Below are 16784 nucleotides of genomic sequence, written 5' to 3'. Positions count from 1 at the left end.
GGATGAATTGCATCTATATGAAATCCAAATAGGGGTCAGTCCGGCCGGCATCATTCGCCATACGGCGATGGCCATGCCCATCATCAAGTGCAGAGCGAGCAAAAAAACACCGTTCCGAAACAAGCTCGCTGCATCGGAACGGGGTCTCTCCACTCGTTTATCCTTTCAACTTTTCCACTGCCTCAACCGACAGTCCAGTCAATTCACAAATCGTTGGCACATCATATCCTTTCCCTAGCATCCGTTTCGCGATGTCCATCTTGCCTTTTTCGATTCCTTTTTCGATTCCTTTTTCGATTCCCTTTTCCATCCCCCGTTGCTCATACGACACGATGAGATCCGTCACTTTTTTCGCTTCCTTCGTTCCCATTTGGTTCACCTCGTTTCGCAATTGGATTTCCTCTTGTTCGGACAGCGTCAAATACGTCTCGAAAAATCCAAACAACAGCCGCTGTTTCGCTTCGTCAAGCTCCAAGCGGACGAGCATGCGCAAAAATTCTCTTTTCACTGCCACTCTCTCACTTTCATTATACCCCATTTTGCTTAACAAGGCGGCCGCGACCGGGTTGTCGCGGCGAATGTACTCACGCCATGGCTGTTTGCGCAGTTCAACAGTAAGAAAGCGGAAATCGACAACGGTTAGGAACGGAAACTTGATGGTGAACGAGGACGGTTCATCGCGGTGTTCGTCATAGCTGAAGATGGCAATGGGAAGAATGCGACGGCGGTATTTTTGAAACAAACGGCTGACATAAATGAACATGCGCTCGGGAAACGTCGGCTGCGTGTAACTTTGGTGTTCGATATGGACGATGATCAGCCCATCTCCCCCTTTCAATTTTGTTTCCACCAATAGATCCACACGGTGCTTTTCGCCGGCCGCCACATCCGTAAACACCTCTTCGGACAAAAAGGAGACGTGGCGGAAGTCGACTTGTTCATACACGTGCGGAAAAAACAGAAGCAAAAACTCTTCAAAAAACGTCGACAGCAACTCCTTAAACAACCGGTCGTGATCGATTCGCGTTTCGGACACGGTCTCCCTCCTTGTGATATTTGAACTTTCTTTATTTTCTTCGCCGCGCCTTGGGCAAAATCCTGCCGAAAAGGCTGGTGAAAAGCATTGATTTTGTCTAAAATAAGGGGAATGTGAATGGGAAGAAAGTCCTTGTGTTGTGCGGCTTTTCACGATGAAATGACAAAGCCGCCCCGGCGACAGGCGGTTTTGTCAATCGCTTTTCCAAACGATTTAGTTTCCAGCTACTGTTTTGGCCTGTTTAAAAAACTGCGGCAAATGTTCTTTATGCGCTTCAAGCATTTCGTCCAACATTTGTTTGGCGATGGTGTCAGACGGGACAAGCGGGTTGATCGTCATGGCGACGAGCGCGGTTTGGTAGTCGCCGGTGACCGCGGCCTCGGCAGCGACGCGCTCGAACGACTTGATTTGCTGGACGAGCCCACGCACCGCGACCGGCAAATCGCCGACGGCGATCGGTTTCGGTCCATCTTTCGTGATGACGCAGTTTACCTCCACCGCCGATTCCGGAGGGATGCTCGCAATGGCGCCGTTGTTTCTCGTGTTGACCGGCTGAATGTCGCGCTTGTCGTTGTAAATGGAGCTGATCAAGCTGCACGCGGCGTCGCTGTAGTACGCCCCACCACGCTGTTCGAGCTGCGGCGGCTTGATGGCCAAGTTCGGGTCTTTGTACAGCTCGAACAGCTCTTTTTCGAGCTGCTGCACAACCTCGGCGCGCGTCCCTTTCGTTTTCGCCGCCTCCAGCTCCTCGGCGAGCATTTTGTCTGTTTGGTAGTAATACCGGTGGTACGGGCAAGGCAGCACCTTCAACCCTTTTAAGAAATCCGGCTCCCAGCCAAGGTCAACGATGTTTTTCATCGTCACACCGGAGCGGTCTGGATGGGCGACGAGATCAATCACCTTTTCGGTCACCTCGACGCCGTCCAGATAGACGTGCAAGCCAAACACCATATGGTTCAAGCCGGCAAAATCAATGTGCACGCGGTCGGCATCAACGCCAAGCAGCTTGGCGACGCCCATGCGCATGCCGATCGGCACGTTGCACAACCCGACGACTTTCTCCTGCTTCGTATAGCGCAAGACGGCTTCTGTCACCATCCCAGCCGGGTTCGTGAAGTTGATCAGCCATGCATCAGGGCAAAGCTCTTCCATATCGCGAATGATGTCCAAAATGACCGGAATCGTCCGCAATCCCTTAAACAATCCGCCCGGGCCGTTTGTCTCCTGGCCGATCACCCCGTATTTGAGCGGGATGCGCTCGTCTTTCGCCCGTGCCTCTAGGCCGCCGACACGAAATTGCGTCGTAACAAAGTCTGCTCCTTCCAAGGCCCGGCGGCGGTCTAGTGTCAAATGAATCTCAATGGGCACACCGGCTTTTTCGACCATCCGTTTGGCCAGTGCGCCAACGATTTCGAGTTTTTCTTTGCCTTCCGGAATATCGACAAGCCACAATTCCCCGACCGGCAATTCATGATAACGCTTGATCAACCCTTCGACCAATTCCGGCGTGTAGCTCGACCCGCCGCCGATCGTCGCCATTTTCAATCGTTTATCCATACTCCTCTTCCCCTTTCGCCCTGTTGGGCATGGTATAATCAATGTAGGAATCAACCAGTGGGCTTGGAAGCGCCATCCTTTCCCAGCTATCGCACGTTCCGTCCCATGAAAGCGAGGTGTCCCGATGTTCACTCCTGAACAAATCGCCCAGTTCTCCGAGCTCGACTACGCCATTTACGACTATGTGATGAAACATCCTCATGAAGTCGCGTACATGCGCATTCGCGAGCTCGCCGAGGCCGTCCATGTCTCGCCGCCGACCGTGCTCCGCTTTTGCAAAAAGGTCGGATGCGAAGGGTTCAGTGAATTTAAAACGAAATGGAAGCTGTATTTGCGCGAGACAAAGCGAACCGCGATCATCAGCAGTCAAGAGGCGCTTAAGGAATTTTTCGAACGGACGCTGACCGCCGATTACGAGCGGACCATTCTGGATGCGGCAGCCGCGATCGCCCTGGCGGATCACGTGATTTTTGTCGGCTCCGGCAGCTCCGGCATTTTGGCTGAATACGGATCGCGCTATTTTTCTGCCTTTCAAAAGTTTTCCGTCTACATCAAGGACCCGTTTTTTCCGATTTACGGCCATTATTTCCACAACTGCGCCGTGATCGCCTTGTCGGTGTCTGGAGAGACGTCATATACGCTCGCCCAAGTGCACCGGTTCAAGGAAAACGGCAGCACGATCATCAGCATCACCAACCGGAAACATTGCACACTCGCGAACATCTCGGACTACAACTTGACGTATTATGCCACCGCCGAGCGGATGGGACAGACGGATGTGACAACACAACTGCCGGTCGTTTATTTGCTTGAGCGGCTCGCGAAGGAAATGTACCGGTTGCTGCCGACGCAGACTGACCGCGGGCCGAGCGGGCGGTGACAAAGCTACAGCTCGGCACCGTTCGTCGCAATCACACGCTGATACCAATAAAAGCTTTTCTTTTTGATGCGGCGCAAATCTTTTTCCGATTCATCGTCACGGTTGACGTACACAAATCCGTACCGCTTTTGGTAGCCGTTCAGCCAGCTGAGCAAATCGGTGAACGACCAAACACAGTAACCGAGCACATCAACCCCATCCGTGATGGCGCGTTGAATTTCTTGAATATGGCGGCGCAAGTAGTCAATTCGATAATCATCATTCACGATATCGTCTGGTTCCAGCGTATCGAACTCACCTAAGCCGTTTTCTGTAATCAAAATCGGCAGCCGGTAACGATTGGCAATGCGGCGGAGGCCAATCCGCAAGCCAACCAGGTCAATCGCCCAATCCCAGTTCGTCGTATCGACATACGGATTGCGCACGGTTTTAAACAGTCCTGGAATGCCGCTCGAAGTGGATGTTCCTTTTTTTCCCGTCGTATTCATCACGCCTTCGCCGACGCCATCTGGCGGATTATGCTCAACGGTCGTCGTTTGGTAATAGTTGACTCCCATAAAGTCCGGCTTCGCCTCTTGGAGCAGCTCCCAATCGCCCGGCGCCACCGTCGGCTCGAGCCCTTGCGATTCAAGATAGTTCCAAGCCGCCTGTGGGTACATTCCCCACGCATACACATCCATCCACCAATGGTTTTGGAATTCTTCCGCGTTTTCAAAAGCGAGCACATTTTCCGGACGGCTGTCGTACGGATACATTGGCGAGTAGGCAAAGCTCGGCCCGATTTTTCCGTCAGGCACGTAATGACGGAACGATTGAATCACCTTCGCATTCGCCAAATTGGCGATATGGTTTGCCTCATACATACGTTTCATGTCTTTTACGCCCGGCGGATGCAAGCCAAGCCGGTAGCCCAAAGAAATGAAAATGTTTTGTTCATTGAGTGTCACCCAATATTTGACCCGGTCGCCAAACCGTTGAAACAATGTCACAGCATACCGGTCAAAATCATCGATGATGCGCCGCGATTCCCATGCCCCATAGGCATCCATCAAGGCTTGCGGCACGTCCCAATGGTATAACGTCACAATCGGCTCGATCCCATGGGTTCGCAGCTCCTCAATCAAGCGGTCGTAAAAATCGAGCCCTTTTTCATTGACGGCCCCGTTTCCATCCGGAAACACGCGGCTCCATGACACCGAAAACCGATACGCTTTCAACCCCATTTCCGCCATCAATGCTACATCTTCTTTATAGCGATGATAATGATCGACAGCGACGTCGCCGTTGGTCCCCTTAAACGTTCGGCCCGGCTGTTTGGCAAACACATCCCATACCGATAATCCTTTTCCATCTTCGTTCCACGCCCCTTCGACTTGATACGCAGCTGATGCCGCACCCCATAAAAACCCGGGCGGAAACGGTTTCAGATGGCGATGCTCCATTCAAATCGTCTCCTTTCCCAAAGCAAACCCCGTCGATTGAATCGTTTTATCTATCACCAATAAACCGCGTTTAATGCAAAAAGTAAAGGGCGCGGCGGCTTTTTGTAACGCCACGAACGCGAAAAACAATTGTTTCTTCGGAGTAACAAACGGTTACAAAATAGGACAAGCCGGCGCGCAGGATACAAAAAACAACCGGGAGAGCGGTTCATGAAATGCGAGAAACGGCCCTCTTTATTCCTGGTCAGGAAACACAAGAAGAAAAAGGTGCTCCATTCGTTCGGAGCACCCTTTTCCACATGCAGGACGGTCTTTCCCTAGTGATCGTTGGGAGAAAATCGCTATTACCTTCATCCGTTGAACCGCCATACGGACGAAGCGTTACGGCAAAAAGATTTTCCCCGGATTGAGAATGCCGTTCGGGTCAAACAGCTGTTTCAACCGTTTCATCCAAACGACGGCGTCGCCTTTTTCCTCGCGCAAAAACGTCCGTTTGCCAATGCCGATGCCGTGCTCTCCCGTGCATGTGCCGCCGCGCGATAAGGCATAGCGGACGATATGGGCGTGCACGCGTTCGATCCGCGCCATCTCCTCGGCGTCATTCGGATCAAAGGCAAGCACGGTATGGTAGTTGCCATCGCCGACATGGCCGAAAATCGCGGCGGTCATGTTCTGCTCATCAACAAGCCGACGCGTATCGGCGATGGCGCCGGGCAGTTCGGACAGCGGCACGCACACGTCGGTGGAGAGCATCGCCTTGCCTGGATAGGCGGCTTGAATGGCAAACGCCGCATGGTGGCGCGCTTCCCACAGCTTCGCGCGGGCGAGCGAGTCGGTCTCGACCACAAACGAAACCGCCCCCTCCGCTTCGCACAATTCGTTGACAAGCTTTGTCCCTTCCTCGACGCTTGACGGGCTGCCGCTCAGTTCAATAAACAGCGTCGGTTTCACTGGATAATCGGTTTTTTTGTACGCATTGACCGCCGCGATCGTCGCCTCGTCAACGAGCTCGATTTTCCCCGGACCGACGCCCGCTTTCAGCACGGCAAACGCCGCTTGCGCTGCCGCCTCAAGCGACGGAAAGCACACTTTGATGGCCGTTGTCGCCTCCGGAATGCCATGCAGGCGGACAATAAGACGGGTGAACACGCCAAGCGTCCCTTCCGACCCAACGAACAAGCCGGTCAAGTCATAGCCGGCCGACGATTTCACCGCCAAGCTGCCCGTTTGCATGACCGAACCGTCAGCGAGCACCACCTCTAATCCGAGCACTTGATCGCGCATGACGCCGTATTTCACGCAGTTCGTGCCGCTCGCGTTCGTCGCCGCCATGCCGCCGATCGTCGCGTCCGCCCCCGGATCGACCGGGAAAAACAACCCGTATCGCTTCAGCGCCTCATTCAGCTGCAGCCGCGTCACCCCGGGCTCGACGATCGCCAAAAAATCATCGGGACGAATGTCAATGATGTGGTTCATCAACGTCAAATCGAGGCTAATCCCGCCTTGGACCGGAATGACGTGCCCTTCCAAGCTCGTGCCGGCGCCAAACGGTGTGACCGGAATGCGATGCTCGTTGGCAAACGCCATCACCCGGCCCACTTCCTCCGCCGTTTTCGGAAACACGACGACATCTGGCTTATGCGGCGCATGGTAGGCGATGCCTTTGCTGTGGTGTTCGAGCACCGTTTCATTGATGCTCACCCGCTCGCGGTCGCCGATCAATTCAAGCAGTGATTCGTATACGTTCATCGTTCTCCTCCTCACCCGATCGGATCAAGCGGTGCCATCCATCGATGCGCCACCTTTTCTCTTGACGCACTCTGATGGTGGATCGATCGACCCGGATGGCATGGTTCGTTTAGTATCGCAGCAGCGTTTCGATCCCTTCCACGATGCGTTCGGCGTTCGGCAGCCAATCATCCTCGACCGACGGCACCGGGTACGGCGTGTCGTAGCCGGCGATGCGCACGATCGGGGCCGAGAGGGCGAATAGCGCCCGCTCGCTGATCAACGCCGCCACTTCCGCGCCAAACCCGCCTGTTTTCACCGCTTCATGGACGATCATCACCCGTCCTGTTTTTTCCACCGAAGTGATGATGGTGTCGATATCAAGCGGCTGCAGGCAGCGAAGGTCGATGACCTCCGCATTGACTCCTTTCGCTTGCATCTCGGCGGCGACTTTGGCGGCAAGCGGCACGGTCGCCCCCCAAGCAATGATCGTCACATCGTCTCCTTCTTTCACAACCCGTGCTTGGCCGAGCGGAATCGTGTACGGCTCTTCGGGCACTTCCATGCGAAACGCCCGATACAGCTTCATCGGCTCCAGAAACAGAACCGGGTCTTCATCGCGAATGGCGGAAATGAGCAGCCCTTTCGCATCGTACGGATTGGACGGCATGACGACTTTTAAGCCCGGCGAATGGGTAAACAGCGCCTCCAACGCATCGGAGTGCAATTCCGGCGTCCGCACCCCGCCGCCGTACGGGCTGCGCACGACGATCGGGCACGAAAACCGTCCGGCCGAGCGGAAGCGGATGCGCGCCGCCTGGGCCGCCAGCTGGTCCATCGCCTGGTACACAAACCCGAGAAACTGAATTTCGGCAATCGGGCGCATGCCGTTGATCGCCAGTCCAATAGACGTGCCGATAATGCCCGATTCCGCAAGCGGCGTATCAAACACGCGCCCCTCGCCAAACTGCGCAAGCAGCCCGTCCGTCGCCCGGAAGACGCCGCCGTTTTCGCCGACATCTTCGCCCAGCACGATGATGCGCGGATCGCGCTCCATCTCTTGGCGCATCGCTTCATTGATCGCTTCAATCATCGTCAATTCCGCCATTTATCTCACCCCGCTCCGTTGTTTGCGCCGCATCACTTCGTCTTTTTGCTCGGCCAGCAATTTGGGCGCCTCGCTGTACACACAATCGAATGCATCGACAATCGAACCGGACTTGCTGGCGATGGCCGCCTCGTACGCCGCGGTCACTTCATCATTCACTTGGGCGACAAGCGCGTCTTCCTGCGCTTCCGTCCATAATCCGCGCCGTTCCAAAAGCAGGCGCAGACGGCGGAGCGGATCTTTCGCCCGCCATGTCTCGACTTCTTCCGGCCGGCGGTATTTCGTCGGGTCATCCGCCGTCGTGTGCGGCCCGAGCCGATAGGTGAGCGCCTCGATCAACATCGGCCCCTCGCCGCGGCGGGCGGCTTCGACCGCCTGTTTCATCGTTTCATAAACCGCCAGCACGTCATTGCCGTCAACGAGCACCCCTTTCATCCCGTACGCAAGCGCCTTTTGCGCGATCGTCCGGCTGGCCGTCTGTTTCCGGTACGGGACGCTAATGGCGTACTGGTTGTTTTGGCAGAAAAAGATGACCGGCACGTTGTACACCGCGGCAAAATTCATCGCTTCATGAAAATCGCCCTCTGACGTCGCGCCATCGCCAAAATACGCAACCGATACTTGCGATTCGCCTTTCAATTTCGACGCCCACGCGCAGCCGACCGCATGAAGCGTCTGAGCAGCGATGATGATTTGCGTCGGGAAAATGTTCACTCCCTCCGGCATCCGTTTCCCTGACAAGCGGCCCTGCACGTAATGGAAAAACTGCTCAAGCGGCATGCCATGCATCAAGCATACCGCCACTTCGCGGTAGCTCGGGAAAATCCAATCGTCTTTATGAAGCGCAAGGGCGCTGCCGATTTGCGCCGCCTCTTGGCCGCTGAACGGGGCGTAGGTCCCGATCCGCCCCTGCCGCTGCATGCGCAAAAGCCGCTCATCAATGACGCGCGCCCGCCGCATTTCCCGGTAGGCACGAAGCAGCCACTCATCGGAAAACGCCGCTAACTTCTCCTCATCGCCATTTCCGTTTTCATCGAGAATTCGCACGATCTCGACCGGCAATTTGTCCGGGTCAAACATGGGCTTCCCTCCTCATCATTTTTTCATCACGGCCCAGCTGCTTCTCTTTGGCGCTCGCTCTCTTCCAGCACGAAGACATGTCCTCCTAACCGAGCGCCGCCTACCGCACGTCCAAGAGCAACACTTCCGGATTTTCCAAATAGTGCGCCACCGTCCGCATAAACCGCCCGGCCGGCTCGCCGTCAATGACGCGGTGGTCAAAGGTGAGCGACATCCCCATCATATCGCGGATGACGATTTCATCGCCGACGACAACCGGGCGCCGTTTGATCGCATGAGCCCCGAAAATCGCCACTTCCGGATAGTTGATGATCGGCGTCGCAAACCAGCCCCCGCCCGCCCCGGTGCTCGTGATCGTAAACGTGCTTCCTTGCAGCTCCTCAAGGCGAAGCGCCTGGCGGTGCGCTTTTTCTGACAGTTTCGCGATTTCGATGGCGAGCTCGCGGATCGATTTTTGATCGGCGTCACGGATGACGGGGACGACGAGACCGGCTTTCGTCGCCGTCGCGATGCCGATGTGATAGCGCTTTTTCAGCACGATTTCATTCGTCTCTTCATCGAGCGAAGCGTTAAACATCGGATATTGCTTCAGCGCCCTTGTCACCGCTTTAATAATAAACGGCAAATACGTCAGTTTGATACGTTCTTCCGCCAATTGATTGGCAAGGTGCTTGCGGATTTCCACCAACTTCGTGACGTCCACCTCGTCCATGCCGGTCACATGCGGCGCCGTGTACATCGATTTCACCATTTTTTCGGCGATTTTTTTGCGCAAGCCTCGAAGCGGGATTCGCTCTTCTTCTTCAAACACCGCATCCAAACTCGCGATGGATGTCCATGAGGCTATACTCTCCTGCCGTCCTCCGGCCGCACTCGCGCTGCCGGTCGGCAGAACGCCGGCTTCGTTCGCTTCCCTTCTTGCCGCCTCCGCCACCGAAGCGGCCGCCTCGCGCTCCCTGACATACCGCTCCAAATCGGCGAGCGTCACCCGACCGCCTTCGCCCGTTCCTTCCACTTCATCGATCGGAACACCCATCTCCCGCGCCCGCTTGCGCACAGACGGCGCGGCAATCGCCCGTTTGCGCGCAGGACGAGGCGTTTCTCCATGCAGAACAGGCACCGGCTCCCGAACCGAATCTTCGATGGGCGTGGCTTCCCCCGCGACCGACGCCTCGGTTTCCACGACAATCAACGGCTCTCCAACCTTCACCGTCGCCCCTTCCGGTCCGGCAAGCGCCACGACTTTGCCAGCGACCGGCGTCGTCATTTCGACCATCGCCTTATCGGTTTGAATTTCGGCAATCGGCTGATCCGCCTTGACCACATCCCCTTCCCGGACGAGCCAGCGGATGATTTCGGCTTCATGCAGCCCTTCGCCGATGTCAGGCAATTTAAATTCGTAGATCATGTGATATCCCCTTCCCCTTGTTCTCATGCTGTGATGGGAAACAAACACAATGGTGCAGCATCCATGGTGCGGCGATCATGAGGAAACATAGAAGTTAAGCGCTTACAAAAAACGTGGTGACCATTCGTTTTTTCTACCAAAATATCAAATGAATATTTTAAATTTTCCAACCTACAAGATTTATGATAGTCTATAGATTGTCAAACTGTCAATATAAGGAGAGCAGACATTTTTCGCCCGCTTCGACAAGCATCGACAACCCCTTCTATTATCGCAAAATAACAATTCTTGGTTCGATTTGACCGAAACACCGAGAACGGGCTCAACCGCTGCTGATTTCAGTGATGGGTAGGCAGTTTTCCGAAAAACATGGAAGGACGTGAAACATGGCTGTCTCGTACCAATGAGCGGAAATGGTTCAAAAAAAGTTAATTGTACGAGGTTTCTCTAAGAAGAATGAATAAGTTCAATGGTATTTTGCAATACATCACTCGTCTTATAAGAGGAGGAAGCAATATGCGTCTTGCCACGATTCACCATATCGCTTTGATTTGCTCGGACTATGAACGATCAAAACGATTTTATACAGAAATTCTCGGATTTCGCCCCATCCGGGAGCAATACCGCGCTGAGCGCCGTTCGTACAAACTCGATTTGGAGGCTGATGGCGGCATTCAGCTTGAGCTATTTTCCTTTGAAAACCCGCCGAAGCGCCCAAGCTACCCGGAAGCGTGCGGACTGCGCCATCTTGCTTTGGCGGTGGACAACCTCGATGAAGCCATTGCCTACTTGCGCCAACACGGCATCGATCCCGAACCCGTCCGCGTTGATGAAGCGACCGGCAAACGATTCACCTTCTTCCAAGACCCAGATGAACTGCCGATCGAGCTGTATGAAAACTAAAGAGAAAAGCACGCTTGCTCCATGACGATGACAAAACGAAGCCTCTCCGTTGATTTGTGGTACAATGGGGTCGATACAAATGAAGGAGGCCAAACAACATGATTCGATTCGCAACCATCGGCACAAACTGGATCACCGAAGCATTTCTTGACGCCGCGCGCCTCGTCGATTCCTTCGAACTCGCCGCCGTCTACTCGCGAACCGAGGAGACCGCAAAGCAGTTTGCCGACAAAGTCGGGGCGCCGCGGACGTTCACGGACTTGCAAAAGCTGGCCGAAAGCGACGGCATTGATGCCGTCTATATCGCCAGCCCGAACGCACTTCATGCCGAGCAGGCGATTTTGCTCATGAATCACGGCAAGCACGTCTTATGCGAAAAACCGCTCGCCTCCAATGCGAGAGAAGTCAAAGCGATGATCGAAGCGGCGGAGCGAAACGGCGTCGTATTGATGGAAGCGATGAAAGCGACGCTGCTTCCCACATTCCGGTCCATCCGCGAGCACTTGCCGAAACTCGGCCGCATCCGCCGCTACGTGGCGAACTATTGCCAATACTCATCGCGCTATGACGCCTATAAGCAAGGAACGGTGCTCAACGCCTTCAACCCAGCTTTCTCCAACGGGGCGTTGATGGACCTTGGCGTCTATTGCCTGTACCCGATGGTCGTTTTGTTCGGCCAGCCCCGTGGCGTGAAGGCGCAAAGCGTGAAGCTCGAATCCGGCGTTGATGGCGAGGGTTCGATCGTGCTCGATTACGGCGACATGGACGCGGTCGTCTTTTATTCGAAAATCACGAACTCGCACTTGCCTTCGGAGATTCAAGGGGAAGACGGAAACATGATCATCGACGCCATCCACACACCAACCAAAGCGGAAATCCGCTACCGCGACGGGCGCGTCGAGGACATCACCGCGCCGCAGGACAAGCCGCCGATGTATTATGAAGCACAAGAGTTTATCCGTTTGATCGAAAACGGAGAACGCGAATCGGCCGTCAACTCGCACCGCCATTCGCTTTGGACGATGGAAATCATGGACGAAGCGCGAAAACAAACCGGCATCGTGTTCCCGGCCGACGAGCGATAATAAAAAGGTTCCAACCTAGTCTTCCTGGGGCTCGGTTGGAACTCTTTTTCTTTCTGTCTCATTGGATTTCCTTGGCCGCCGATAAGCCATGGCTGTTACCTTCTGCTAAAATACGGGCCAAGCCATCCGCTTTCATGCGTCATGACAAACGTCCAGTTGAACTCGCTGTCCACCACATATAGATCGATTTTGTCGTTTTCCGCTGCCAGATCGGCGGCTTTCAATCCGGACGCATCCTCCACGGTGAACGCATCGTCGCCATGTTGAAAGAAAAGATAGCAGCACGTTTTCTCTTCTTGATCAAACGCCATTTCCGCTTCTTCTCCTGTGAAACAGCCTCTCATCCCATAGCTGAACACATGCCATAAGTAGCCGTTGACTCCATTCCGATTATGAAGGTGGATGTGTTGTTTTTCTTCCACAGTCAAATGGCCGGCAAACACCTTTTCCCACTGTTGTCGCCATTGCGCTCCGAAACCGGACTGTTTGCGGATTTTGATGTTTCGGCGAGCTAACTGATGAAATAACTCCATTTCGTTTCTCCCCCAGTGACCTGACGTGGCACCGCCTTCATCGATGTGCTCATTTCGTCTGTCAAAACGTTCGATGGATCGACAAGATGGCTTCTCACCATCTTTGTCACGCCGAGCGGTTTTCGTCCGCCCAGCCACTTCCCCGTTTCCGGCCGCACTTCGACGAGCAGCTGCTGCGCACCCTATGCAAGACAGTTTCCCCGCTCTTTGCGCCTTGCTGCACCGTCCCTATTCACCCGTCTCGGCAAACCGGCGGATGCGCGCGCCAATTTCATCGCGGACGCGGCGGAACACCGCCAGCTTCTCCTCTTCTGTCCCTTCCGCTTTCGCTGGATCGTCAAAGCCCCAATGGACGCGCTTCACGTGCGGCGGAGTGACCGGACAATGGTCGGCCGCATGGCCGCACAGCGTCACGACCAAATCAGCGCGGTTTAAAATGTTCGGGTCGATGACGTCAGACGTTTGCTTCGAAATATCGATGCCGACTTCTTTCATCACCTTGACCGCATTCGGATTGAGCCCGTGCGCTTCAATCCCGGCGCTGTACACATCCCATTCATCGCCTAACAGTTGTTTGGCCCAGCCTTCCGCCATTTGGCTGCGGCACGAGTTGCCGGTGCATAAAAAGTATATGACTTTTTTCTTCATCGCTGGTTCCCACCTTTACGTTGATGTTGGATTGCCCGAAGAAAAATACTTTCGCTGAAACGCCAATGCTACGTTGACAAGCGCCAGCATCACCGGCACTTCAATGAGCGGACCGATAACTGCCGCAAACGCCGCGCCCGAATGAATGCCAAACACCCCAACCGCCACAGCAATCGCCAGCTCAAAGTTATTGCTCCCCGCTGTAAACGCCAGCGTCGTCGATACCGGATAGCCAGCCCCCAATTTTTTCGCCAAAAAGAACGACACAAAAAACATGATGACAAAATATAGCAGCAACGGAATCGCAATGCGCACAACATCGAGCGGCAAGCTGACGATCATATCGCCTTTGAGCGAAAACATCACCACGATCGTAAACAAAAGCGCAACAAGCGTCAGCGGGCTGATTTTCGGCACAAACACTGTTTCATACCATTGCCGCCCTTTCGCTTTCACAAGCACAAACCTTGTCGCCATGCCAGCGAGAAACGGGATGCCTAAGTAAATAAACACCGATTTCGCCACTTCCGCCATCGTGATCTCGACAACGGCTCCCTCAAGCCCAATCCATCCAGGAATGACCGTCACAAACACGTACGCATACAACGAGAAAAACAGCACTTGAAACAGTGAATTGAAGGCGACAAGTCCTGCTGCGTACTCGGTGTCGCCGCGCGCCAAATCGTTCCAGACGATGACCATGGCGATGCAACGGGCAAGCCCGATTAAAATCAAGCCGATCATATACTCCGGCTTGTCAGGCAAAAAGACAATCGCCAAGATGAACATCAGCAGCGGGCCGATCACCCAGTTTTGCACGAGGGACAAGACGAGCACCTTCACATCTTTGAACACGCGCCCCATTTCCTCGTAGCGCACTTTCGCCAGCGGCGGATACATCATCAAAATCAAGCCAATCGCAATCGGAATCGAGGTCGTACCGACTTGCAGACGGTTCAAGCCATCCACCAGCCCAGGAGCCCAAATCCCGACTCCGATCCCGACCGCCATCGCGAGAAAAATCCATACCGTTAAAAAGCGGTCTAAAAACGACAACCGCTTCGGTTCACAACAATCCACCGTTCTTCACCTCGTTGTTTAAAGTCAGCACCCGCAGCGGGCTGCAGGATTCGCTGTCTCGATTTTGCGAATGTTTTCCTCTTGATCCGGAACGTACGACAACACCGCTTGCAGCAGGGAGTAGTATTCGCTTTGCGGCCGGAGCGAATAATACACCCATTGCCCCCTCCGCTCCTCTTGGATCAGCCCGGCGTCTTTCAACTTGCGAAGATGCTGGCTGATCGCCGGCTGGCTGGTCGAAAACACCTCAAGCAGCTCGCACACACAGCACTCCCGCTGATTCAAAATCGCCAAAATCGTCAGCCGCGTCGGATCGCCGAGCAGCTTCAACACCCGAGCGGCTGCTCCTATCTCCATTGCGAGTTGCGGCATATCACCCCTCCATTCATCATCATATCATGATTTGCTTATATAAAAACGAACATCCATCATGAAACGGCCACGCCGACCAATGAAATGGTTTCCGTCAATCAGTATATAATTAAATAATTATATAAGTCAACCATGATGTATCGACAAAAGCAAGAAAAGCGAGCGTGCCGCATGTTTCCACCGCACGCCCGCCAATGTCACTCCATCCGCTTTTTCGCCGCTGACAAAAGGTCGACCGCCTTCGTCCCGACCCCGACAAACGTCTCGAGAATCGCCTGCGCCCCGGCGATGGAAAAGACAAAAATCAACGGCATGGCGATCTTCGGGATGAATAAATACCCAAGCGCGAGAAACATCGCGCTCCATACGCCCGCGCACCAGTAACAGTTCAACAAATAGCCGAATTTCGATTTCGGCACTTTCTTGATTTCCGTACTCCCGTCTTCGTGTTGGATTGTCTCTTTTTTCATAAACGGATTGCGAATAAACTCCGTGATCTTATCAAAGACGATCAAGTGGGTGAACCGATAGCTGGCCAAAATGATCATGATGTACGTCATCCAGTCGAGTTCACGAAGCATGGCGAGTCCCTTTCTTTTTACATTTCGTCCCTTGTATTATGGACCAAAAGTCGTTTCATTATCACATGACCGCCACAATACCAGGAGGAACAAAGCCAGCTGTCCACCTTTTTGCGCAGCCACAAAACGTCCGCATGAAACCCTCCTCTTTGTTTTTCTTCTTGGGCACAATCATTTTCTGGTATAACTTATCTTCTTCACCCCAAGTTTGGCGTGACTCGGCAAACAGCATTTTGACCTTTTTCATGTGCCTGCAATGTCCTTTAACCTGTCGAACTTAAAATGTCACTTGACGATTCCAAACGTTGAAACCACCACAAAAAAACGAGATGTGCAAACAGTCGCCTCAACGGGAGCTCCCTCTGCGGCGCACATCTCGTTCACGCGAAAGAATATTACGCGTTATTGCCCTTGAACCAATTCGAGCGGAACCGGAATAAATTTTTCCACTTTCTCCCCTTTGTGAACGCGAATGGCGGCTTCCACAGCTTTTTCGCCAATTAATGCCGGTTTTTGTGCGACCGTGGCTGCCATTTTGCCTTCTTTCACGGCTTTGACTGCGTCATCTGTCGCATCGAATCCGACCACAAGGACGTTGTTCATTCCATGTGCTTGCAACGCCTCTAAAGCTCCTAAGGCCATTTCATCATTATGCGCAAAAACCGCTTGAATGTCTTTATGGCTTTGCAAAATGTTTTCCATGACCGCCAGTCCTTTCGCCCGGTCAAAATCTGCCGCCTGTTTGGCGACGACCTTCATATTGGCTGCTTTGTCAATGACTTGGTGAAATCCTTCTCCACGTTCACGAGCGGCCGAGGAACCAGGAATCCCTTCCAATTCCACAATGTTTCCACCGTTTTTCAAGTGATCGACAAGAAATTGGGCCGCCATTTTCCCACCAGCCACATTGTCAGAAGCGATATGGGTGACCACTTCCCCGCCGTCCGCGCTGCGGTCGACCGTAATGACCGGGATGTTGGCGCTGTTGGCGGATTCAATCGCAGAAGCCACGGCGCTCGAGTCCGTCGGATTGACCAAAAGCACATCGACCTTCTGCTGGATCAAGTCTTCAATATCGTTAATTTGTTTCGCCGAATCATTTTGGGCATCAACCACAATCAGCTCTGCCCCTTCATCCTTGGCGGCTTTTTCAGCCCCTTCTTTTAATGTGACAAAGAACGGGTTGTTCAAGGTGGAAATGGACAAACCGATTTTCACTTCCCCATCCTGTTTCGTTTTCCCTTTGTCGCTCGATGCGTTGTTCTGGTCGAGCGAACATCCACCCAACACGCCGCCTGCAAGCAACAATGTGGCTAACAAACCAACTGCTTTTCGCATTTTCA

17 protein-coding genes are annotated in these 16784 nt (G+C 53.8%); 3 read left to right on the top strand and 14 right to left on the bottom strand.

The genetic code is table 11. The annotated features are described in order from the left end of the window. Positions 1–157: 157 nt before the first annotated feature. Positions 158–1036, bottom strand: a complete 879-nt coding sequence (locus T260_RS125745; protein ID WP_023634299.1) for an Rpn family recombination-promoting nuclease/putative transposase — start codon at positions 1034–1036, stop codon at positions 158–160. A gap of 213 nt (positions 1037–1249) precedes the next feature. Then, positions 1250–2593: a 6-phospho-beta-glucosidase gene (locus T260_RS125750; protein ID WP_011232682.1), complete on the bottom strand. Its 1344-nt coding sequence runs from the start codon at positions 2591–2593 to the stop codon at positions 1250–1252. Positions 2594–2717: 124 nt separating this feature from the next. Here T260_RS125750 and T260_RS125755 point away from each other — a divergent pair, with 124 nt between their 5' ends. Next, on the top strand, positions 2718–3473 hold the full coding sequence (locus T260_RS125755; RefSeq protein ID WP_023634298.1) for a MurR/RpiR family transcriptional regulator: 756 nt from the start codon (positions 2718–2720) through the stop codon (positions 3471–3473). Positions 3474–3478: 5 nt separating this feature from the next. Here the strand turns inward: T260_RS125755 and T260_RS125760 are convergent, their stop codons facing one another. From T260_RS125760 to T260_RS125780, 5 genes are all read right to left on the bottom strand, one after another. Continuing rightward, positions 3479–4915 carry a glycoside hydrolase family 1 protein gene (locus T260_RS125760; RefSeq protein WP_023634297.1) on the bottom strand — a complete coding sequence of 479 codons (1437 nt, stop codon included), beginning with the start codon at positions 4913–4915 and terminating at the stop codon, positions 3479–3481. A gap of 381 nt (positions 4916–5296) precedes the next feature. Beyond that, positions 5297–6664, bottom strand: a complete 1368-nt coding sequence (locus tag T260_RS125765) for an FAD-binding oxidoreductase (protein WP_023634296.1) — start codon at positions 6662–6664, stop codon at positions 5297–5299. A gap of 109 nt (positions 6665–6773) precedes the next feature. Next, a complete protein-coding gene (locus tag T260_RS125770) occupies positions 6774–7751 on the bottom strand; it encodes an alpha-ketoacid dehydrogenase subunit beta (protein ID WP_023634295.1) in 978 nt (325 codons plus the stop codon). Continuing rightward, positions 7752–8831 carry a pyruvate dehydrogenase (acetyl-transferring) E1 component subunit alpha gene (gene pdhA / locus T260_RS125775; protein ID WP_023634294.1) on the bottom strand — a complete coding sequence of 360 codons (1080 nt, stop codon included), beginning with the start codon at positions 8829–8831 and terminating at the stop codon, positions 7752–7754. It abuts the gene before it with no gap. Between the two features lie 100 nt (positions 8832–8931). After that, positions 8932–10239 carry a dihydrolipoamide acetyltransferase family protein gene (locus T260_RS125780; RefSeq protein ID WP_023634293.1) on the bottom strand — a complete coding sequence of 436 codons (1308 nt, stop codon included), beginning with the start codon at positions 10237–10239 and terminating at the stop codon, positions 8932–8934. A gap of 516 nt (positions 10240–10755) precedes the next feature. Here T260_RS125780 and gloA2 point away from each other — a divergent pair. After that, the gene (gene gloA2 / locus T260_RS125785; protein WP_011232689.1) at positions 10756–11142 is read left to right on the top strand and encodes an SMU1112c/YaeR family gloxylase I-like metalloprotein; all 387 of its coding nucleotides are present in this window, start codon (positions 10756–10758) and stop codon (positions 11140–11142) included. Positions 11143–11240: 98 nt separating this feature from the next. After that, the gene (locus T260_RS125790) at positions 11241–12227 is read left to right on the top strand and encodes a Gfo/Idh/MocA family protein (RefSeq protein ID WP_020755923.1); all 987 of its coding nucleotides are present in this window, start codon (positions 11241–11243) and stop codon (positions 12225–12227) included. A gap of 95 nt (positions 12228–12322) precedes the next feature. Here the strand turns inward: T260_RS125790 and T260_RS125795 are convergent, their stop codons facing one another. The 7 genes from T260_RS125795 to rbsB form a co-directional block, all read right to left on the bottom strand. Then, positions 12323–12760, bottom strand: coding sequence for a DUF4275 family protein (locus T260_RS125795; protein WP_014196879.1), 438 nt, complete (start codon positions 12758–12760; stop codon positions 12323–12325). Between the two features lie 228 nt (positions 12761–12988). Next, positions 12989–13408: an arsenate reductase (thioredoxin) gene (gene arsC / locus T260_RS125800; protein WP_023634292.1), complete on the bottom strand. Its 420-nt coding sequence runs from the start codon at positions 13406–13408 to the stop codon at positions 12989–12991. Positions 13409–13423: 15 nt separating this feature from the next. Further along, the gene (gene arsB / locus T260_RS125805; protein WP_023634291.1) at positions 13424–14488 is read right to left on the bottom strand and encodes an ACR3 family arsenite efflux transporter; all 1065 of its coding nucleotides are present in this window, start codon (positions 14486–14488) and stop codon (positions 13424–13426) included. Between the two features lie 24 nt (positions 14489–14512). After that, positions 14513–14860, bottom strand: a complete 348-nt coding sequence (locus T260_RS125810; protein WP_013146521.1) for an ArsR/SmtB family transcription factor — start codon at positions 14858–14860, stop codon at positions 14513–14515. 197 nt (positions 14861–15057) lie between these two features. Continuing rightward, positions 15058–15441, bottom strand: a complete 384-nt coding sequence (locus T260_RS125815) for a DUF1360 domain-containing protein (protein WP_020278781.1) — start codon at positions 15439–15441, stop codon at positions 15058–15060. 61 nt (positions 15442–15502) lie between these two features. Further along, positions 15503–15688, bottom strand: a complete 186-nt coding sequence (locus T260_RS125820) for a hypothetical protein (protein ID WP_014196885.1) — start codon at positions 15686–15688, stop codon at positions 15503–15505. Positions 15689–15843: 155 nt separating this feature from the next. Beyond that, the gene (gene rbsB, locus T260_RS125825; RefSeq protein WP_023634290.1) at positions 15844–16779 is read right to left on the bottom strand and encodes a ribose ABC transporter substrate-binding protein RbsB; all 936 of its coding nucleotides are present in this window, start codon (positions 16777–16779) and stop codon (positions 15844–15846) included. Positions 16780–16784: the final 5 nt, after the last annotated feature.

Source organism: Geobacillus thermopakistaniensis (genome assembly GCF_000498995.1).
In the GTDB taxonomy this organism is placed as follows: Bacteria; Bacillota; Bacilli; order Bacillales; family Anoxybacillaceae; genus Geobacillus; species Geobacillus thermoleovorans.
Note: the sequence above shows the minus strand (reverse complement) of the source record. Positions and strands in the feature narration are given on the sequence as shown.